We start from the raw sequence: 21,641 nt of genomic DNA, 5'->3' as shown, positions 1-21,641 counted from the left end.
AAATTCAAATTATATGCAAAAAAGATTGTGTTGTATCCTGATTTGTTTATTTACAAAGAACGTATTGCTTTGTCAATCAATTGAAGCATCCATAGATTCTCAATTTGATGAAATTGCATTGTCCAAAAAAGGAAATACGGAATTAATAATAGGTGCATTTAAGGGTAATGAGGTTTTTGTAGTGAAACGAACTAATGATTCTTTGTTTGCAACTACGTATTTGACATCAGTGAGTAATGAGGTTGGCGGGGTGTTTTCAATTTTAATCAATGAAGATACTTTATTTTCAAAAAAAGTTGATTCGCTTTATAGAGATATAAGGCAAAATCATAGCTATGAACCCTATTCAAAAGGAGCGCTGACTGGCGGCAACTTTTTCTTGACTTTTTGTGTAAATGATAAGCTTCAAATATTTGACAGAAAAAGCGCTTCTCAAAATCAACTGACCAAAATAGATTTTATCACCCGCCGTCTCAGTATATATGCAATTATACCTGTTAATGGATACGGTAAGCATTTGAAGCCAATAAACGTAAAGGATTGGAATGAATTATTGAAATATTTAAAAAATGGTACTATTGATAGTATTCCCAATTAGCTGATACTGAAATCCATAAACTTTATTATGAAGCAAACCCTATTCCTCCTTATCCTCCTGTGCCTGGAAAAATCCCTCCAGGCACAGTATATCTACACTATCAAGGCCGATAGTGTAAAGATCACCAATACCTGCGATACAGCAGAGTTGATCATCGAGAACCATACGCAGAACGTGCCGGGCTTCCTGTTCAATAAAGGAAGGGGCAGAACGGAGTTTAGAAAGGCATTGCAAAAGCTGAGTGACAGTGTGTATTTGATCGGTGGCGACTCCCTTAAAATGTCTAATATGTGGCTGCAGGGTGGCAATACTTTTGGGAGCACTGGTATCCTGGGAACAAAGGACAATAATGCGCTTGACTTATATACCAATGATTCATTCCGGATCCGGGTAAGCAAGTGGGGTAATTTGCTTATTGGAACAACGAATGATAATGGGTATAAGTTGAACGTAAATGGAAAAAGTAATTTTAGCGGCGATATTAATATCGGGTCGGCGACAATTACAAACACCGGGAATTTAATAGGTACGAATGCAATCCTGTTCAATCACTTTATTTCCCAGTACCATAGTTACATGCAGAATGATCCTTATATTTCAAAACTGGATAATATTCTATTTGACTATAGAAACCGGTTTACCACTACTACATCTACTGGAGCCGACGGGAGTTTGAATATCAATATCATCTTTCCTGCTGATGAATTTGATTACAATGTCATTGGAACGGATACCGGAATTGCTTATCCGCAGGGAAATATGTATTTCTCTTTTTGGAATAACGGCGTTCCGCAGTCGGTTACAGTGAGACAAAGGAATAAAAATGGATGGCAGGCCCCATTTACAAGTAATACCAACCTGGCAACAAATGGATCCGGATTTTTTAAAGTGACCATTGCTCCATCGTATAATTATATAAGAGAGATTGCCATTACAATAACACCGTCACAGCCGGGAGGATTTGTCAATCTTACCAATCTGGAGTATGTATTAGATGTTGGGGGGCAGGGATTGATAAGCCAATATCCTTTTTTAAGTAAATATGGAAATGAATTCCTCTATTATTTTTTGAGCTTTAAAAATGGAGGGAAAACGAATGCGCAAATCTCGCCCTTTTTAGGTTATCCTAACTATTTTATAAATAATACAATGATCGGTACGGCTACCGATAATGGAAATAAATTGCAGGTAGCGGGTAATACCAGCATGACTGGCAATTTAACGGTAGGGGGGAATGGGATAACATTCTCAGGTTTGGCGCCTAATAATAGTGCCAATCGAATATTGGCGGGCGATGCCAATGGTAACCTGTATTACCGCGATGCTTCAACTTTAGCCTTGAATGGAACCATCAATTCAGATCTCGCAGTGAACGGTACCGTTTCCGCAAAAAAAATGCTGATCCCGCAAACCGGCCGCTGGCCCGATTATGTTTTCAGCAAACAATATCACCTTCCTTCATTGATAGAAGTAGAAAACTACATCAATCAAAACAGTCATTTGCCCGGCATTCCTGCGGCTGCCGAAGTAGAGAAAAAGGGCATCGATGTGGCCAGTAACCAGGCTGCATTATTAAAGAAAATTGAAGAGATGACCTTATATATAATTGAACAGGAAAAGACAATTCAAAAACAAAACGATCAGATCAAAGACCTGTTAAGCCTGAAACAGGAAATGGCTGAACTGAAAGCTTTGATAAAAAATACCAACCAAACAGTAAAATAGCATAAACCATATATGAAACGGATTCTGTTACTTCTGGTGCTTGTGTGCCTGGAAAAGGGTTTACATGCTCAAACACCCCGAACGCCTTATATCTACACCATCAAAGCCGATAGTGTAAAGATCACGAACACCTGCGATACTGCAGAGCTGATCATCGAAAACCATACGCAATCTGTACCGGGATTTCTGTTCAATAAAGGAAGAGGAAGAACGGAATTCAGAAGAGGATTGCTGAAGTTGACCGACAGTGTATACGTTGTTGGCGGCGACACTTTGCGGATGAATCCCTGGTTGCAGGGCGGGAACAGGTTTGGAACAACAGGTTCATTTGGTACTATGGATAACAACCCTATTGATTTTTATACAAATGGATCACAGGTTGGTCGTTGGGGTAACAGCGGCAACCTGATTATTGGTGCTACTGGTGATGAAGGTCAGAAGTTTCAGGTGAGAGGTACTATTGGCGCCGGAGTTTCCATCAATCCTAATTTGTCGCGGCCAGGTGATAGAATAATGATCGGTCCTTATATAAATGTGACAGATGGGCAGAACGCTCTTTTTAGAACTTCAAATGACTATGGAGCTACTTATAAAAACGTATTGGTAGAGCGCGATGGGAATATTGGTATGGGTATCAATGCTCCTGGGGGTTGGGTTGTAGGTAATCCGACAATAAGATGTCTTGATAATGGCAAGGTGTCTTTTATTACACCAACGATATTTTATGGTAATACAGATGGGCCATGGAATTCTTCAGCGTTAGTCACTGAAGTGTCGGATATAAGTGAATGGTGGGCAGACGAACATAATTACCCGGAAGGAAAGAATCATTATTATTTCGGGACAAGGCTTAATGGGAATTTTTCAGGCGCCAAAAGAGCTCCTCTGTGGATCAGTGGCCGCGAGTTGTTATTTAAAACAGGCGCTAATGAAGGATCATTGTCCTCTGTACCGCCTGCTGTTAAAATTGCGGAGAATAATAACGTTTTGATTGGCACCGAAACTGATTATGGTTTTAAACTGGCGGTAGAAGGTTCTACTTATAGTAAATATTTTACAAATTCAACTGCGCCTTTAGGGCAGGATGGCACAGGAGATGCAGGGGTCCGGTTACGTTGGGGAGGAGGTAGCGGTGCCTATATAGAGTTCTATAACCAGTTGAATATGAATCGCCGTGGGTATATATGTTCTCCTGCCGATAGCAGACCATTGGGTATAGTTGATAGTCTTGGTTTCTCTTTTTTCAATACTCCTTTTGTATCCGTTGGTACTGAAGTTTCTGTTGCAAAGCTAACTGTGTTGGATGTCTTTAACACAACTAAAGATCTGTTTGGTGTTTGCAGAGCTAATAGTACTGGTGATTTTCAAAGAGATTTAACAGTGAAGCCTTCTGGTAACACAATCGTTGGAAATAATTCTTACGGTACAACTATTCCTGATAACGGTAATAAACTACAGGTATTGGGTAGTGCTTATGTAAGGGATACGTTGAAGTTGCCTAACCTGGTAACTCAAACTGAAATGGCCAGTTACAAACCTTTGGTGGCAGATGCCAGTGGCAATGTTTATAAAATGTCGGGATGGAACGCTTCTGCTGCTCGCAAAAGCACTTACGTAACTGCTGAATCTTATATCGTTCCTTCAGACGTAGATGTGGTATTTGTAAACTACGCCAGTGGTACCGCAACTATCTCATTGCCCTCTGGTACGCTGGACAGAGAAATAACCATTAAGAATCTGAATACTATCAATGCCGTAGCAATATCAGGGCTCGATGCCAATGAGTCAAACACCATTGCTACCCGCGGCGCCATTACAGTAAAATTTACAGGTAGCACCTGGGTGGGAATAAGTAAATACTAAAATGAATAGCATATACTATATATGAAAAAAATTCTGTTTCTCCTTATCCTCCTGTGCCTGGAAAAATCCCTCCGGGCCCAATACATCTACACCATCAAAGCCGATAGTGTAAAGATCACTAACACCTGCGATACGGCAGAGTTGATCATCGAAAACCATACTCAAACCGTGCCGGGTTTCCTGTATAACAAGGGACGGGGAAGAACCGAGTTTAGAAGAGGATTATTGAAAATGTCGGACAGTATATTCATTATTGGTGGCGATACTTTAAGAATGAATCCCTGGTTGCAGGGCGGCAACCGATTTGGAACGACCGGCAAATTTGGAACACTTGATAATAATCATATTGATTTTTATACAAACAATTCCCAGCGGATGCGTTTGACCAATACTGGCAACCTATTGGTAGGAACAAATATCGATGATGGAAATATCGTGCAGATACAGGGAGTTGTTTCTTTAACAAGGTTAGATCAGGCTGGATTAAAATCTCCCCGGTTTCCTACTTTGATTGCAGATCAAAGTGTTGATGGTGGTACCGGTTTTCTTTTTGATGGTGATCCTACTTCACGAACTATTAAAATCGGATGTGGCCACTCGAATAATTTCCATAAGTTTTATTTTCAATCTGCTGGTCAGCCTGGCGATAACATAGCCACATACAATTATACTTATAATGGTAATATGGGGCCCGCGCTGAATATTTTCAATTTCATCGATGGTAAAAGCAAATTGCTCCTTACGGGTAACGGAAATTTATTAGTAGGCGCTGAGGCTGATAATGGATATAAATTAGCTGTAAATGGTACAACATACAGTCCCCAATTTACAAACTGCCCAATGCCAATAGGATTGGGAGATGAAGGTGCCATTCGATTGCGTTGGGGTGGAGGAGCTGGCGAGTACATCAGTTTTTATTATCAGGGAAATGACGGCAAGCGTGGGTACATTGGCACTCCTTCCGACTCACGACCATTGATCTTATCTGATGATATTGGTATCTCCTTAAGGGGTACGCCTTATTTATCAATAGGAACTGAAGTACCCCAGAATGCAAGGTTATCAGTGACTACTCCTCAAAATTCCACTTTAGATGTATTCAATGCTTCTACATCTGATGCTGGTTACCAAAGTGGTTTAACCGTAAAAGCTTCCGGTAATACAGTCATTGGCAATAATTACTATGATGTCGGAAGCAAACTACAGGTAATGGGCAGCGCTTTTATCCGCGATACGCTGAAGATGCCAAATCTTGTTTCGCAAACCGATATGACTGGCTATAAACCGGTGGTGGCAGATGCCAGTGGAAATATTTATAAAATGGCAGGATGGAATTTGCCGCAAATAAACCGCACGCCGGTAAATGATGCTGGTTACTCCGTACAGGCGGCTGATTATCTTATTGCTTATACCGCATTGTCTGCTGCGAGAACGGTAACGTTGCCGGCAGCTTCCACTATGACAAACCGGATATTGATTATCAAAGACGAAAGCGGGGCCGCCGGTACCTATAACATCATCATTAATGTAGTTGCTGGTGGTAATATTGATGGGGGCTCGTTGAAAACAATCACGGTGAATTATGGTTCCCTGGAAGTTTACAGCAATGGCAGCCAGTGGTTTGTTAAGTAATTTCTAAACTACAAGTATATAAATATGAAACAAATTCTGTTCCTCCTGGCGTTCCTGTGTATGGAAAAAGGCCTTCAGTCTCAATACATTTACACTATAAAAGCCGATAGTGTAAAGATCACTAACAGCTGTGATACAGCGGAGTTGATCGTTGAAAATCATACACAAACAGTCCCTGGCTTCCTGTTTAATAAAGGGAGAGGAAGAACAGAGTTCAGGCGCGCTTTACAGAGGGTCAATGATAATTTATATCTTATAGGCGCCGATACTTTAAAATTGAATGCCTGGATGCAGGGTGGGAATTCCTGGGGTACAACAGGCGTATTTGGTACAATGGATAATAATTCTATTGATATCTATACCAACAATGCGGTCCGTGGGCGGTGGACCAACACCGGCAACTTATTGATTGGTACGACAACTGATGATAATTTTAAGCTGAAGGTAAGTGGCAACGCAATAGCTGACAGGTTATATGCAAGCGCATATACTGCAGATGATGCGCCAATGATTTCACTTCAAAACGAAGCCGGAGATTTTAGTAATTACATGGGGTCGCGTGGAAATGATATGGTGTTTCATGTACGAGATTATACTGGCACTTACCGGTTCGCTTTTGGTCCGTATGATCCACAATTTAATAAGGAATTAGCGATTAGTGGAGGGAATGATGGGAGAATTTATGTTACATCCCCCAATTTTCATATTGGGTTTGCTATGACGAATTCAATTAGTGATGAAACCGATCCGATACATATTACCTCTAATAGTGGAAATACCTTAGATGGGATCGTTGTGCAACGCGGGCCAAGAAGTACAAGTATGTTGGACCCTATATTTACAGCAAGAGAGGGTACGGATGATGTGTTTAAGGTTTTACGTAATGGATATGTAGGCATTGGCGCTCCTGCTCCACAGGCCCAATTACATACTACCGGAACCGTACGGTTTGGTGGCCTGACAAATGATAACAGTTTAACCCGTATTGTTGTAAGTGATATATACGGTAACCTGGCCTACCGGGACGCCTCATCCCTGGCAGTGAATGATCGCATGAATTCCGATCTGGCTGTAAATGGTACTGTTTCCGCACAAAAAATGCTGATTGCCCAAACCGGCCGCTGGCCCGATTATGTGTTTGCCAAACAGTATTACCTCCCTTCATTAATGGAGGTAGAAAGTTTTATAAATCAAAACAGCCATTTGCCTGGTGTGCCTTCTGCTGCTGAAGTAGAGAAAAAAGGCATCGATGTGGCCAATAATCAGGCTGCCTTATTAAAGAAAATTGAGGAGCTGACTTTGTATGCAATTGAACAGGAAAAGAAAATGCAAAGGCAAAATGAGGAGATGGAATCCCTCAAACAACAAATGAGTGAATTGAAAGCGCTGATAAAAAGTAATAGTCAATCTGTGAAATAATATAGACATAACTTAACAACTCAAAAGGCTGCTTCAAACAGGAAGCAGCCTTTTGAGCTTTGAAAAGTGAATTATCTTTCAGACTATCTATTAAAATCGCTGGTTTTTTATTTTAGCAATTACAAACAATTCATCGCCTGTCAGGTCCAATACCGTTTGGCTTTTCTTGTCCCAGTTTTTTATTGCCTCGGCAGGGCTTGCGTTACTGCCAATTAAATAGGGAACATCTTTGAACGCCTTTGAATAAAATTCACCGCTTAAAAAATTAGGATGCACCTGTCCCCAGAATTTATGGAAAACAAATGGATTGGCCTGTTTAAATGCATTGGAACCATTGGGACAATAAGCAACAAAATATCCATCGGCTGTCAGCAGCTTTTGAGCAAGTAAGAACATTTGTTTAATATCCGGCAAATGTTCAATAACGTGAGCGCTAAAAAATAAATCGATACCTGGAGTTATGTTCTTTTCGTCAGTTAGAATTTGTAAACCAAGTTCTTTTCCAAATTCAGCCCTGGGTTGTGATATTTCATATGATTGTACGTTAAACCCTGCTGTTTTCAATTGAAAACTGGTATAGCCCCAGTTAGCTCCATAATCCAGAATTTTGGATGGCCCATTGGTTAACCAGGTAAGAATATCAATTTTATCAGAATAGTCTTTTATACTGTCTTTAAAATTATTCGATTTCCAGGATTCAAGCTGCTCTTTTGAGGGCAGATCTGTTGTAATACTATCACTTTGCTTATAAGCTTTCTGGTAAAACTTCGCATTAAAGCTTACTGAATCTGTTGGGTGTCTGAATAATAACTCACAATTCACGCACTCGTTTAATGTAGTGACCACATATTTTCTATCAACTGATTTAACTTTTTGGCTGTTGCAATAGGGACATTTTTTTGGCGAAGGAAAATTAAGAATACTTCTTACGAGGTAATTCACTTTGCTCATTTGTCGCTGATTTCTTGTTGGATATATTAGGTGGAAAGATATATTTAATTTGCAAATATATTGGCTTGTTTGGTGAAATATTTGAAAAAAATAAAATAAGAACATCTGTTAGCCTTGAGTAACCCTCCAGGATCACTATTCTCTTTATTTTTATAGCTTTGCCACCCGAAAGCAATCGGTCATACTATGTTGAAACCCATCAGGGAATTACTAAAAAGATCTGGCAGCTATGAATACTTCCGGTATTCATCCTTCTTCAGGCTGTATACCTGGTTGTTCAAGCGCCAGGTTATAAGGGATCACCAAAGAGAAGTTGCTTTTTACAGATCATTCCTTCCTAACCATTGCTCCCTCATCTTCGATATTGGCGCGTACGATGGCCATAAAACAGCCGCCTTCCTCAAAATAGCCAATAAAATTGTATGCTGTGAGCCTGATGCCCATAACTTCCGCACCTTGCGCATCCGGTTCAGGAATAGCGGTTCCTCCGTTGTATTGGAGAACAAAGCCATTTCTGATCACCCTGGTACCGAATTATTTTTCATCCATCATGCCGGTTCTGCCTTTAATACCCTGAACCCAAAATGGAAACAGATCCTGGAAACAGATCTTGAAAACCGGTGGAATGAAAAGATAAAGTTTCATGATGAAGTGAGTATACAACTTACTACCCTCGACCGGTTGATAGATCAATATGGCCGGCCGGATTTTATTAAAATTGATGTGGAAGGATATGAGCTCACTGTATTAAAAGGATTGTCGCAAAAAGTTCCTTATATCTCCTTTGAATGCCTGTTGCCCGAATGCAAAACAGAATTGCTGGATTGTTTGGCTCGTTTATACCAATTAGATAATAAGGTGGTGTTTAATGCGGCGTTTGAAGAACGACTGGAGTTTAATAATTTTCTTTCTTATCACGATATGATTAATTGGGTCAATAAGGAAGCTGCACCCCGCTGCTTTGAAATAGTGGCCAGCATGGAATTATAATCCCTTGCTTACAATTGTTAGTACCGCCGGTAAAATATCGGTGAGTTATCGGCCAAAAAGGCTGAATAACTCACCTTTTTATTTCAATTTTGCAATCTGATTGGAAGTTGTTCGTCTTAGTTTATAAGACCGGGGGAATGGGTAGTGTTGAATTTATCATGTAATATTTCAGTGGAGATTGCTACGAACTGTTTTTTCTTTGCAACGATGTATACGATTCTTGCCTCATGTGTGCGCCATAGCTCATTTTCAGTAGCGTTAAAAAAAATATTGTAAAGAAATAGGGGTGTCCATCATCCCCGTTGTCAAATATGCTCAAACCACAATTTATGATTCGACAGTTGATGCGTTTTTCTATTGTTCTGACATTGTTAATGGTGTTTGCCCTGGATGCGGTCCTGGCACAATCCGGCAAATACACCATTAGCGGGTATGTTAAAGATGAAGGCAGTGGTGAAGTGTTGATCAATGCAACCGTTACCATGCAGCCTACCGGTGTGGCTGTAATGACCAATTCATATGGTTATTACTCCGTAACGCTACCGGCAGGCAAGTATACCATGCTCATTACGTATTCGGGCTATAAAACAACTCAAAAGGAAATTGAGCTGAAAGGCAATACAACGATCGATGTATCACTGCCCACCAGCGGTAAGGATATGCAGGAAGTGGTGATTACCGGTGAAAGAAAATTGCGCCGTACCAACACCGTGGGTATGGGTATTCAACAGTTAAGCGCCGCCCAGATAAAAAAGATCCCTTCTTTTATGGGTGAGCCTGATGTAGTAAAAGCCCTGCTTACTTTACCAGGTGTTACTACCGTAGGCGAAGGCTCTTCGGGTTTTAACGTGCGTGGCGGTAATGTGGATGAAAACCTCATCATCATGGACGAAGCGCCGGTATACAACTCCTCGCACCTGTTGGGTTTCTTCTCCGTGTTCAACCCCGATGCAGTGAAGAACGTAACCATGTACAAAAGCGCCTTCCCGGCTGAGTTTGGTGGCCGTACTTCTTCCGTGCTCGATATCCGGATGAAGGAAGGAAACAACCAGCAATATCATGTAAACGGCGGTATCGGTAATGTGTTCAGCCGTTTGGCTGTAGAAGGCCCCATTCAAAAAGATAAGTCTTCATTTGTAGTGGCTGCCCGCCGTTCGTACATCGATGTACTGGCCAAACCTTTCCTGAAAAAGAGCGACCGCAACAGCACCATGTATTTTTATGACCTTACCGCCAAATTGAATTATGAGCTGGATGCAAAGAACACCATTTACCTCAGTGGTTATTTTGGTCAGGATGTATTTGGTTTTGGCGACCAGGTAAAATTCAAATGGGGCAATACCACCGGTACTTTCCGTTGGAACCACCTGTTTAACCGCAAATTGTTCCTGAATACCAGCGTATATTATTCCAAATACAATTACAGCCTGTCGTTTAAATCAAATGACGATGTGCAACAAGGTTATGATTGGACTTCAGACATTCAAACCTATGGTGTAAAGCCTTCGCTTACCTGGTATGCCAGCAATAAGCACACAATAAAAACCGGGGTGAACGCCATCTATTATAATTTCTATCCTGGTAAAGGTGTGGCAAGCAGCCAGGGCGCTAAAAATGAAATCATCCTCGATCGCAGATATGGCGCTGAAACCGCCGCTTTCCTGGAAGATACCTGGAAGTTGAACCCCAAATGGCAAATACAGGCTGGTGTTAGGTTAACCCGCTATGCTTACCTGGGTAACACCACTGTTTACCATTACAGGGATACTACGGCCAATATACGCAAGCCGCTCGACTATGCAGAGAATGTTACCAGCAAGAAGCCGGTTAACGACTGGGTTTTCTTTGAACCCCGGTTGTCATTGCGGTATGAATTTAAGAAGAATACCTTCTTTAAGGTTGGTTATAGCCGTACCACGCAGTACTTACACCTGCTGAGTAATACAGCGTCACCTACTCCGGTTGACCTGTATTTCCCCAGCACCAACAATATAAAACCATCATTGACCGATCAGTACTCTGTAGGGTTTGTTACGCAACCTGTTGGCTGGCCTGTAGAGATCTCTGTGGAAACTTTCTACAAAAAGATGGACGACCTGCTGGATTATATCGATAATGCCGATCTGAACCTGAACCAGTTTGTAGAAGCTGACCTGCTTACCGGTAAAGGAAAAGCATATGGCGTTGAACTGGAGGTTAAAAAAGATATCGGTAAATGGCAGGGTTGGGTGAACTATACGTATTCAAGATCGAGACGTAAAACACCAGGCATCAGCAATAACGAATGGTACCTGAGCCGCTTCGACCGTACGCATGTGCTCAACAGCTGTGTAATGTATAACAGAAATGAAAAATGGCAGTTCTCGGCCAACTTTACTTTTGGTTCCGGTACGCCTTCTACCTTCCCCGATTCAAGGCTGGATATTCAGGGTATGCCTGTTCCATATAACAGCACCAATAAACGCAACGATTTCAGGTTGCCTGCTTATCATCGTTTGGATGTGTCTGCTACCATGCAGGGCCGCCAGGGCAAGAAAATGAAACAGGAGTGGGTGTTTGGTATTTATAACCTGTATGCACATCAGAATGCCTACAGCATCTACTTCCAGCAAAATAAGGATGAGCCGCAAAAGAAAGAAGCCATCCGCCTGTCGATCATCGGCTCGCTGATCCCATCTGTAACCTGGAATTTCAAGTTCTAAGAAAAATAAAAATAATAAGATGCGAAATAAAGCAATCAAATATATCTCCCTTGTTCTGTTAGGTGCTTCCTTAACTGCCTGTGAGCGGGTTATTGACCTCAATTTGCCCGATGGCAGCGGTTTGCCATACGTTGACGCCTGGATCACCGATCAGCCTGGTGTGCAAACCATCAAATTTTTAAAGGCTACTGAATACCAGAGCCAGACCGATGCTGAAGCGATAGGGGATGCACAGATCACCGTAACGGATGTTACGGCCGGCAAATCGTACCCGTTCACATATGCGAACGGCGCCTATAATTACGATGCGGGCACTGATCACATTGGAGTAGTAGGCCATAACTATAAATTAAGTATTAACTGGAAGGGCGAACAGTTTGAAGCAACCGACACCCTGAAGCGTTCTTCTATCATTGACTCGCTCACTTCGGAATACAAGGAAGTTGATGGGGGAGATAAAGCCGGCTATTATGTAAAACTGTATGCACACGACCCGGTGGGAGCGGTTGATTTTACCTGGATCCGTACTTACCGGAATGGTCAACTGAATTATTATGTAGGCGAAATGTTATCCGCTGATGGTACGTTTGGCGAAGGGACTGATAATATTTCCGATGGCTTTACTTTTATTCCACCTTTCCGCGATGGCGTTACTTCCGGTGATAAACCTTACGACAAAGGCGATGTAGTAAAAGTGCTGTTCCGTTCTTTATCCAAACCTTCCTACCAGTTTATGGAACAGGTACAAACGCAGTTAACCAACGATGGTTTGTTTGGCAAAGTGCTTACCAATGTACCTGCGAATGTGTTCAATCTGCAATCAACCAGCAAAACAAAGATTTACGGTTGGTTTGGTACGGTAGCGGAGATATCGGCTACGAAGAAAGTAGAATAGTTCAACGTTGATAAGTTAACACGTTAACACGAAAGGCGAGACTCCCATTAACCGGGTTTCGCCTTTTTTACGTGTCAACTGCGCTGGCATTGTGGTAAGTGGAGCAAATTTCACGAATGGTTATACATTATCAGCGATTTGTTGGTTTGGAGCGCCTGCTTTGCCATCCCCTTTATTATTATCCGGTATAATTGACTATTGCTTATTGCCAATTGATTGGTTAGTGATCCTGTTATTAAATCGCTTTAGTATACGTACCGTGTAAGTGAAAATGTATAGGGTATGAATTAATTATATTTTAATTCGAGTTTAAATTTTATCTTTATTAGGTTCACTTTTATATCGGAATGCCATCTTGTTATGAAGATGAAACTAAATTGTATTTTATTGATTGATGATGATGAACCTACTAACTTTTTAAATAAGTTGGCAGTGGAGGAGATGGCGTGTACCAATCATATCAAGATCATTCCGGGCGCCCGGGAAGCATTGGACTATTTGTCCTGCGCAGGTCAGCCAGCGCCGTTAAACCAGGACTGCCCCATCCCTGAAATTATTTTTCTCGACATCAATATGCCGGCCATGGATGGCTGGGAGTTTTTACAACGTTATGAAGCGCTGCCTGAAGCGCAGAAAAGCAGCATCATTGTGGTTATGCTCACTACATCCTTCAATCCTGAAGATGAATTGAAGGCCCGCAAAATAGACGCGGTAAAAGAATTCCGGAATAAACCACTCACGTCTACACTATTGCAGGATATTTTAAAGAAGTATTTTCCTGACAGGTATAAGGACTGAGAAGCAGGTTACAGGTGGCAGGTTACCTGTAACCTGTAACAGGATACAGGTATAATGATGCATCAATTATCCGGGTATCTCTATTTTTAAGACACATCCCTTTCCCGGTGCGCTGATGATCTCCATTTTCCCATTCTGCATTTCAACCCGGCTAATGATATTGTTCAACCCAATGCCCCGGTTCTTTTTACGGGTATCAAAGCCAATACCATTGTCTTTAATATTCAGGTGAAGCCAGTTGCGCATGGTCTTTAATTCTATCAATGCTTCTGTTGCGCCCGAATGTTTTAAGATGTTGTTCAGCTGCTCCTGTACTATCCGGTACATGATGAGCTTTTTGTTGTTCGACATATCTTCAATATGATGGTCGGTGGCTTTTATTTTTATTTTTAGCTCATTGGAGATCGTTATGTTCTCTATCAGCTCCAGCAGGGCTTCTTTCAATCCAATATCGCCAAGGGATGGCGGTACCAGAGTTTTTGACAGTTTGCGTATTTCGTTAATGGCCCTGGTAATGTTTTCATAGCTTTTGCTCAATAATTCCTGCCGGTGGTTTTCTTCATTCAATGCCATATCAACACACAGCTTGGCGGTAGCCAGTATCTGGTTAATGTTATCGTGCAGCTCGTGGCCAATTTCCCGGCGTTCCTGTTCCTGGGTTTGAATGGTTACCTGGGTAATCAATTTCTGGGTTTCTATCTGGTTGCGTATTATTTCTTCCTGCATTTTTTTGCGCTCGGTAATATCCATCATGGCGCCCAGGATGCGATAAGGTTTGTTGTGCTCGGTTTTTAAAATGTATCCCCGGTCATACACAAATTTGTAAACGCCGTTGGCCGATTTGTACCTGTATTCTTCCTGCCAGTGGTCGCGGCCTTCGCGCATGCATTCATCAATGGTTTGTAAAATACGTTCGCGGTCATCGGGGTGAATGTTCTGGTGATGCCATTCAATGGCGTTTTGAACATCGGCAGGGGCAAAACCAAAGATGGAGGTAATGCCTTCGTTCCAAAGCACGTCGTTGGTACGAAGGTCCCAGTCCCAGATGGTATCGCTGGTTGCTTTTATAAGAGTGTTGTACCGTTCAAAATTCTCTACTACTTTTTGCAGGATCTTTTTACGTTCAATGCTGTACTGAATGCTTTTGGTAAGCACTTTTTCATCCAGCTCATCTTTTATCAGGTAATCCTGCGCGCCCAGCGAAATGGTGTGTAAGGCAACCTGCCTGTCTAATAAACCCGATAAAACTATTATGGGGATGTGCCGGGCTTCGGCGTTCAGCCGTTCAAAAGAATCGATCCCGTCACTATCGGGTAAACTCAGGTCAAGAAATATAAGATCGGGCTGGTGTTCGTGAACAAGACAAAGGGCTTCTCCCAGGCGTTCGGCCCGGAAGATACAATTGGTAGGAAGCTTGCTAAGTTTCAGGTACTCACAAAACAGAACAAAATCAGTTTCATTATCTTCTACCACCAATATATTTAACGGATGAGATGCTGCGAGCATAGCGTTTAATTGAGTAGTGTACGTATGTACTACCCCCAGAGCTGTTAACCATGTATTCGTTTGGTGAATTTATCTTTCACCGGGCTACTGTAACCGGATGTAATCTAGTTTATTTATGCAAATTAATTCGCATAATCGTTCCCTAAATAATAAAGGAAAGCACTTATCCTATGTAAAAAATAGCTAATCCATTTATGTGCCGGTTAAGCGGTAAACCTGCTTTTACAGCTTCCAGTCAACTATTTTATTTACCCATTCCTGTTTGTACGGGGCTACCACCTTAATGTAGTTGTCGGTGTAACCTTCCATCATGCCGTTTTTATCGTTTTCTTCAAACAACACTTTGCGTGTTTGGCCGGCATGCTGCTGGTTAAAGTACTGGGTTTTCATGTACGACAGATTGCGCAGTTTTTTATTGCGTTCGTGCCGTACAGGTATGGGAACAACGGGGCCCAGCGTAAGTGCATGGGTGTTATCCCTTTCTGAGTAGGTGAACACGTGCAGGTAGGTGACATCCAGTTCGTGCAGAAACTGGAATGTTTCCTGGAAATCTTCTTCTGTTTCGCCCGGGAAACCAACAATTACGTCAACTCCGATGGCCGCGTGCGGCATCAGGGTTTTTATCAGTTTAACGCGTTCGGCATACAACTCCCGGCGGTAGCGTCTTCTCATTAAACCCAGCACGCGGTTACTGCCGCTTTGCAGGGGAATATGAAAATGTGGCATAAAGGTGTTGCTGTTGGCTACCAGTTCAATTATGGCGTTTGTCAGCAAATTTGGTTCAATTGACGATATCCGGTACCGTTCAATGCCTTCGAGCTTGTCGAGCGCCATGGCCAGCTCATGAAAGTTCTCTTCGCGGTTGTGGGAGCCGGCACTGTTGCCAGCGTTCTGCCCTTTACCAAAATCACCCAGGTTCACCCCTGTCAGCACGATCTCTTTTACGCCATTGGCGGCCAGTTTTTTTACATTCGCCACCACGCCTTCTATCAGGTCGCTGCGGCTTTTGCCCCTCGCCATGGGGATGGTGCAAAACGAACAGTTATAGTCGCAGCCGTCCTGCACTTTTAAAAAGGTGCGGGTGCGGTCGTGGATGCTAAAGGAAGAATGAAAACCGCTTACGTCCTCAATATCGCAACTGCAGATTTTGGCGGCATCGCCTTTGGTAAGCTCTTTTAAGTGGTGGGCTATGTTGAATTTTTCGGCGGCGCCTAATACCATATCCACGCCGGGGATAGAGGCAATTTCTTCAGGTTTCAGCTGGGCATAACAACCGGTTATCACCACCAGGCTTTCTGGCGATTTGCGTTGAATACGCCGTACCAGTTGCCGGCATTCCTTATCGGCATTATCGGTTACCGAGCAGGTGTTTATCACGTACACATCTGCAATATTTTCAAAAGCTGTCTTTTCAAACCCTTCATTTTCAAGCATACGCGAAAGCGTAGAGGTTTCTGAAAAGTTCAGCTTACACCCTAAAGTATGAAATGCCACTGTTTTTTTTGAGCCCATAGCGGGCGCAAAGATAGTCAATAAAAATGTGCTAATGTGCTAATTGGCTAATGGGCTGGTGGGAACCACTTTGAACTTCAAACTAAAAAACTAACGAACTCAAAAACCTACAAACCTAAGAACTAACTTGCTTCCTGTATGAAACGAATACTCACCAGCTTCCTCTTATTGTCTTATTTCCTGATAGCTGCTTGCCAGAATACTTCTAATTCGGGTAACGATAATACCGGTTCTGCCAATGAATACGCAAAACCGGGTAAAAAGGGCAAAGGCCCGGCCCGGGACAATTATTCCAAAACAGAAAATAATCCCCGCTCCGGTGCTGCAGATGAGGATGTTATCAACCGTCACCCCGGCCACCTTATTTATACCAAACACGCCCGTTGCCGCATGGATTGCCGCCATATAGATGAGTCGGAAGTAGAAGAAATTCTTGAAAAAGGCCGCATCAACTACCGTAAAAGCGAGCCCGCAGGCCGCCCCGATCCCAAATATGCCCTGGAAGGCACCACCCACGATGGCCAGCAGGTACGCATCATCTTTGCACCCGCCAAACGGGGCATGGTGGTTATTACCGTCATTGACCTGGATAATGAATGGAACTGCGATTGTAAATAAGGCAATCACTCATAAATTGATCTGAATCAATACTTTTTAAAATTTTCCCCCGTTTCTTAAGGTTGTACTTATAGGTAGCATTTTTCCTGAATATTTAGTTCGTACAACCATTCAACACATGAGGATCCTGCGTATTATTTATTGCCTGTATGCACTGGTTATGTTTATCGTTTGCATGCTGCTGGTCATTCCACCGGTTGTGGTGGCTTCGTTTTTTGGAAAGGTGCGGGGAGGGAATATTATTTACCGGCTCTGCGGTTATTGGGCAAGATCCTGGTTTTTCCTGGTAGGCATCAGGCATCGCAACTTTTATGAGCAACCCCACGATAAAGACAAACAATACATTTTTATTGCCAATCATATTTCTTACCTCGATGCCCCGGTGATCGTGCGCACGCTTAACCAGCGGGTACGGGCCCTGGGCAAGGCTGAAATGGGGAAGGTGCCGCTGTTTGGTTTTATTTACCGCAATGCCGTGGTTACGGTTGATCGCAGCAGCGCCAGCCACCGGGCCAATAGCGTTCGTATTTTAAAGTCGGTGATCAAAAAAGGCATTTCGATCTTTATATTTCCAGAAGGCACATTTAATGAAACCAGTCAGCCGCTAAAAAACCTGTACGATGGGGCATTCCGCATAGCCATCGAAACGCAAACGCCCATAAAACCATTGTTGTTTTTAGATACCTGGCATCGCATGCATTTTGGGTCTGTTTTCAGTTTAAATCCCGGCCGTTCGCGTACTGTATTCCTGAAAGAAATACCTGTTGAAGGCCTTACAAATAAAGATGTAGAAGCCTTGAAACTACAAGTGGCTTCGGTGATGGACCAGAAATTACGGGAATACAAGGCTGGTTGGATTGTTTAGTTCCAAGTTCAGAGTTCACAGTTCAGGGTTCAGAGTTCTTCCTGCCAGGCTGGGACCGCGTAGCGGTGTATTTGCTTTCAGCTTTAGGCTTTTACCTTTAGGCTGTATTGGGCTTACAGCTTAAGGCTTATACCTGGTATTTCGTATCTTGCTCCCTGAAAATCAATTACCGTATTGAGTAGTCCCGTATTGTACGCAGAAGTAATAATTCCACTGGCCTTACCCAAAAACTACACATGGTCGGTGCCTGAGCCATTGCGCGACCAAATAAAACCCGGCGTGCGGGTAGAGGTGGTATTGGGTAAGAACAAGAAATACGCCGGCGTGGTGAAGCGGTTGCATACCGATAAACCCGAGGCGTTTGAAGCAAAGGAGCTGCTCAACATCCTGGATGCCGAGCCGGTTATTTTCCCCGAACAACTGAAATTATGGGAATGGATCGCCCGCTACTACATGTGCAGCGAAGGCGAAGTAATGGCGGCCGCCCTGCCTGCCCATTTTAAATTGAGCAGTGAAACCGTGATTATGTTCAATGAGGAGTTTGGCGATAATTTTTCTACCCTCGATCATGATGAATACCTGGTAGGAGAAGCCCTGCTGCTGAAAAAAGAGCTGAAGATCGGCGAAGTGCAACAGATCCTCGATTCTAACCGGGTGTATCCCGTTATTAAACGGCTCATCGAAAAAAAGGTGTGTATGGTTTGGGAAGCCCTGAAAGAAACATGGTCGCCCAAAAAGGAGATCTTTGTTTTGCTGAACCATAAATACGATAACGAGGAGGAACTGTCTGTCTTACTGAGTGATGATAAAAAACTGCAGCGGGCCGAAAAGCAACTGGAACTGCTGCTCAGTTACCTGCACCTGATAAAAACACAAGGCGAAGTAACCAAACCCGAATTGCTGAAGAAAAGCGGCGCTTCGGACGCGCAGTTAAAAGGACTGGTAGATAAAGGCATTTTGTGGCTGGAGAAACGGCAGGTTGACCGGCTGCAATACCTGCCCCGTAATATTCAGATAGATTTTGAATTGACGCCTGCGCAACAACGTGCTTTTGACGCCATTACCGAACAACTGGTAAGCAAACCTGTATGTTTGCTGCATGGCGTTACCGCCAGTGGCAAAACGCAGGTGTACATCAAAATAATCGAGCGGTACATCCGCCAGGGAAAACAGGTGCTGTACCTGTTGCCCGAAATAGCATTGACCTCACAGGTCATTCGCCGGCTGCAAAAGCATTTTGGCGGGTATATTGGCATTTATCATAGTAAATTCAACCAGAACGAACGGGTTGAGATCTGGAATAAAGTAAAGACCGGTGAGCTGAAAGTAGTACTGGGCGCCCGCTCGTCGATCTTCCTGCCATTTACCGACCTGGGGCTGATCGTAGTGGATGAAGAACATGATACCTCGTATAAACAGCAGGACCCCGCGCCGCGTTACCATGCCCGTGATGGCGCTATTTATTACGCCTCCTTGTTTCATGCAAACGTATTGCTGGGCAGCGCCACGCCTTCGGTAGAAAGTTATTTCAATGCCCAGTCGCAAAAGTATGGACTGGCCGTACTGGGCGAACGGTTTGGCGGAGTGCAATTGCCGGCCATCGACATCATAGATACCAAAAAAATGTTTGGGGCCGATAAGAACAAGATCATTATTACGCCTCCGTTAAAAGCCGCCATTGACCAGTCGCTTGAACAGGGTAAGCAGGTGATCCTTTTCCAGAACCGGCGTGGGTACTCGCCCTACCAGGTTTGTCAAACCTGTGGCTGGATACCGCATTGCAAGCATTGCGACGTTACATTAACCTATCATAAGAACACCCATAAACTGCATTGTCACTATTGCGGTACCGTATATCCGCCGGTGCACAGCTGCCAGGCCTGTGGCAGCGATAAATTTGCGCAGCGTAATTTCGGTACCGAGCGTATTGAAGAACTACTGGAAGAAATGTTCCCCAAAGGCCGGGTGGCCCGCATGGATATTGACAGTGTGCGGGGTAAGACTGCGCACGATAACCTGATTCAGCAATTTGAACAGGGCCGCCTTGATATCCTGGTGGGTACCCAAATGGTGGTAAAAGGACTGGATTTTGAAAACGTGAACCTGGTTGGTATCCTGGATGCAGACAGCCTGCTGAGTTTTGCCGATTTCAGGGTGAACGAACGGGCATTTCAACTAATGGAGCAGGTGAGTGGCCGCGCGGGACGAAAAGATAAACAGGGCAAAGTGTACATCCAGGTTTCCAACACCCAACACCCCGTGCTGTATTTTGTGCAGCAACACGATTACGGGTTGTTCTACAACCAGGAAATCGAGGGGCGTAAGGTGTTCTTTTATCCGCCCTTTGCACGGCTCATCATGCTCACCTTAAAGCATAAGTCAAAAGAAGTGGTGGCGGCTGCTGCCCAAATGATGGCGTTTGCTATGCAGGGAGAATACGGAAAATATCTTGTAGGACCGGCAGAACCGGTGGTGAACCGGGTGCGTAACCAGTACCTGATGGAGTTGCTGATAAAACTGCCAAAGGATGGAGAGCTTATACAGCGTTGTAAGCGATTTATCCTGGAGCAGGTGGCTTCCCTGCACAATGATAGCAGGTTCAGGAATGTGGTGGTGATCCCCGATGTGGATGCAATGTAAAGTAATAAACGAATTGAAAATAATAAGCCCCGACTGCAACGTCAGGGCTTTATTATTATGAGTGAACTAAACTTTATAAAGCTAATTGTGGGTTACCACCACCGCCACCAGGATTGCCGCCACCGGTAGGGCAGGTCAAAAAGCCTTTATCGGTAGAACCGTTGTCGAAATTTTCATTGATAGCCGTAGCTGTTTCATTAATTTGAGCGGGCGTGAAATCTTTGCTGCAACCGCCCAGTACTTCCTCACCAATGGCAAGAAAATCAGCTACTGTATTGCCTTTGAATGTTCCGCTGGCAATGATCATACCCCCCAGCGCTACATTTGACTGGCCAAAATTGGCATCAGCATAATCAAAGCCAACTGATAATTTCAGGGCAACCAGTTGTCCTACCAGTACATTTTTAATAGAAGCGGGGTCCGTATAAACCGCTGTCAATGCAGCAGCAGGACCGCCAGTTGGCAACAGATCAGTAACAGCCTGGGCCGAAGTCAACTTCACATAATATTTACCGGGATAACAACCTACGGTTAATGTGTCGCCAAATGCTCCCTGAAAATTAGCGTGTAAATAAGTGCCTGGATTGTTTCCGGCGGGTGATGCGCCCCAGCCGCCCTGGGTATAGGTGCGCAGTTGCCCGCAAGTAGAACCAATGGTAACTGTGTTGCTGGAGGATGTCGCAGTGCTTACATCAGATTTTGCACTTTTCGACATTTCTTTCTGACAGGAAAAAAGGAAAGTGGCCACCATAAGGGTTGCCGAAAAACGGATGAACGTTTTTTGCATAATTAATGTTTTACGAAGGGTATGTGATTTCTGATTAATCCGCTAACGCATGTGTAAGTGTTTATACCTAACAGCATTAGACATTAATTTCCGCTCAAATATAATAGCCGTTTTTTACACGGCCAATCGTAATATTTCGA

At 43.4% G+C, this 21,641-nt stretch carries 16 protein-coding genes; 12 read left to right on the top strand and 4 right to left on the bottom strand.

Going from position 1 to position 21,641, the window contains the following annotated elements; translation table 11 throughout:
• The first annotated feature begins 13 nt into the window (after positions 1 to 13).
• Genes NIAKO_RS14450 through NIAKO_RS36740 form a run of 5 tightly spaced genes read left to right on the top strand, consistent with a single transcriptional unit; the run spans position 14 to position 7,237 of the window.
• Complete coding sequence (locus tag NIAKO_RS14450; RefSeq protein ID WP_014219186.1) at positions 14 to 598, top strand: hypothetical protein; 585 nt, start codon at positions 14 to 16, stop codon at positions 596 to 598.
• Between the two features lie 27 nt (positions 599 to 625).
• Positions 626 to 2,323, top strand: coding sequence for a hypothetical protein (locus tag NIAKO_RS36745; RefSeq protein ID WP_014219185.1), 1,698 nt, complete (start codon positions 626 to 628; stop codon positions 2,321 to 2,323).
• Positions 2,324 to 2,335: 12 nt separating this feature from the next.
• Positions 2,336 to 4,186 (top strand): hypothetical protein, encoded by a 1,851-nt coding sequence (locus NIAKO_RS14440; RefSeq protein WP_014219184.1) that lies wholly within the window; start codon positions 2,336 to 2,338, stop codon positions 4,184 to 4,186.
• A gap of 21 nt (positions 4,187 to 4,207) precedes the next feature.
• Positions 4,208 to 5,818 (top strand): hypothetical protein, encoded by a 1,611-nt coding sequence (locus NIAKO_RS39325; RefSeq protein ID WP_014219183.1) that lies wholly within the window; start codon positions 4,208 to 4,210, stop codon positions 5,816 to 5,818.
• 24 nt (positions 5,819 to 5,842) lie between these two features.
• Positions 5,843 to 7,237, top strand: a complete 1,395-nt coding sequence (locus tag NIAKO_RS36740; RefSeq protein ID WP_014219182.1) for a hypothetical protein — start codon at positions 5,843 to 5,845, stop codon at positions 7,235 to 7,237.
• Positions 7,238 to 7,327: 90 nt separating this feature from the next.
• Here NIAKO_RS36740 and NIAKO_RS14425 read toward each other — a convergent pair whose 3' ends face one another.
• Positions 7,328 to 8,188: a class I SAM-dependent methyltransferase gene (locus NIAKO_RS14425; protein WP_014219181.1), complete on the bottom strand. Its 861-nt coding sequence runs from the start codon at positions 8,186 to 8,188 to the stop codon at positions 7,328 to 7,330.
• Positions 8,189 to 8,374: 186 nt separating this feature from the next.
• Here NIAKO_RS14425 and NIAKO_RS14420 point away from each other — a divergent pair, with 186 nt between their 5' ends.
• The 4 genes from NIAKO_RS14420 to NIAKO_RS14405 all read left to right on the top strand — a co-directional run bounded on the left by NIAKO_RS14420 (position 8,375) and on the right by NIAKO_RS14405 (position 13,573).
• A complete protein-coding gene (locus tag NIAKO_RS14420) occupies positions 8,375 to 9,178 on the top strand; it encodes an FkbM family methyltransferase (RefSeq protein ID WP_014219180.1) in 804 nt (267 codons plus the stop codon).
• A 329-nt stretch (positions 9,179 to 9,507) separates the two neighbouring features.
• A complete protein-coding gene (locus NIAKO_RS14415; protein WP_014219179.1) occupies positions 9,508 to 11,880 on the top strand; it encodes a TonB-dependent receptor in 2,373 nt (790 codons plus the stop codon).
• A 19-nt stretch (positions 11,881 to 11,899) separates the two neighbouring features.
• On the top strand, positions 11,900 to 12,775 hold the full coding sequence (locus NIAKO_RS14410; protein WP_014219178.1) for a DUF4249 family protein: 876 nt from the start codon (positions 11,900 to 11,902) through the stop codon (positions 12,773 to 12,775).
• A gap of 360 nt (positions 12,776 to 13,135) precedes the next feature.
• On the top strand, positions 13,136 to 13,573 hold the full coding sequence (locus NIAKO_RS14405) for a response regulator (RefSeq protein ID WP_014219177.1): 438 nt from the start codon (positions 13,136 to 13,138) through the stop codon (positions 13,571 to 13,573).
• Positions 13,574 to 13,639: 66 nt separating this feature from the next.
• Here the strand turns inward: NIAKO_RS14405 and NIAKO_RS14400 are convergent, their stop codons facing one another.
• Together NIAKO_RS14400 and mtaB are read right to left on the bottom strand one after the other, a co-directional pair.
• Entirely contained in the window at positions 13,640 to 15,079 is a 1,440-nt protein-coding gene (locus tag NIAKO_RS14400; protein ID WP_014219176.1) for a hybrid sensor histidine kinase/response regulator, read from the bottom strand.
• A 222-nt stretch (positions 15,080 to 15,301) separates the two neighbouring features.
• Positions 15,302 to 16,591 carry a tRNA (N(6)-L-threonylcarbamoyladenosine(37)-C(2))-methylthiotransferase MtaB gene (gene mtaB / locus NIAKO_RS14395; protein ID WP_014219175.1) on the bottom strand — a complete coding sequence of 430 codons (1,290 nt, stop codon included), beginning with the start codon at positions 16,589 to 16,591 and terminating at the stop codon, positions 15,302 to 15,304.
• Between the two features lie 138 nt (positions 16,592 to 16,729).
• On the opposite strand from mtaB, the gene NIAKO_RS36735 reads away from it, so the two are divergent.
• The 3 genes from NIAKO_RS36735 to priA all read left to right on the top strand — a co-directional run bounded on the left by NIAKO_RS36735 (position 16,730) and on the right by priA (position 20,714).
• Positions 16,730 to 17,209: a DUF4258 domain-containing protein gene (locus NIAKO_RS36735; RefSeq protein WP_014219174.1), complete on the top strand. Its 480-nt coding sequence runs from the start codon at positions 16,730 to 16,732 to the stop codon at positions 17,207 to 17,209.
• 118 nt (positions 17,210 to 17,327) lie between these two features.
• Complete coding sequence (locus NIAKO_RS14385) at positions 17,328 to 18,074, top strand: lysophospholipid acyltransferase family protein (protein WP_014219173.1); 747 nt, start codon at positions 17,328 to 17,330, stop codon at positions 18,072 to 18,074.
• A 174-nt stretch (positions 18,075 to 18,248) separates the two neighbouring features.
• Positions 18,249 to 20,714: a replication restart helicase PriA gene (gene priA / locus NIAKO_RS14380; RefSeq protein ID WP_014219172.1), complete on the top strand. Its 2,466-nt coding sequence runs from the start codon at positions 18,249 to 18,251 to the stop codon at positions 20,712 to 20,714.
• A gap of 73 nt (positions 20,715 to 20,787) precedes the next feature.
• Here the strand turns inward: priA and NIAKO_RS14375 are convergent, their stop codons facing one another.
• Positions 20,788 to 21,501 (bottom strand): hypothetical protein, encoded by a 714-nt coding sequence (locus NIAKO_RS14375; RefSeq protein ID WP_014219171.1) that lies wholly within the window; start codon positions 21,499 to 21,501, stop codon positions 20,788 to 20,790.
• Positions 21,502 to 21,641: the final 140 nt, after the last annotated feature.

The sequence above is a fragment of the Niastella koreensis GR20-10 genome (assembly GCF_000246855.1).
Taxonomy (GTDB): domain Bacteria; phylum Bacteroidota; class Bacteroidia; order Chitinophagales; family Chitinophagaceae; genus Niastella; species Niastella koreensis.
Note: the sequence above shows the minus strand (reverse complement) of the source record. Positions and strands in the feature narration are given on the sequence as shown.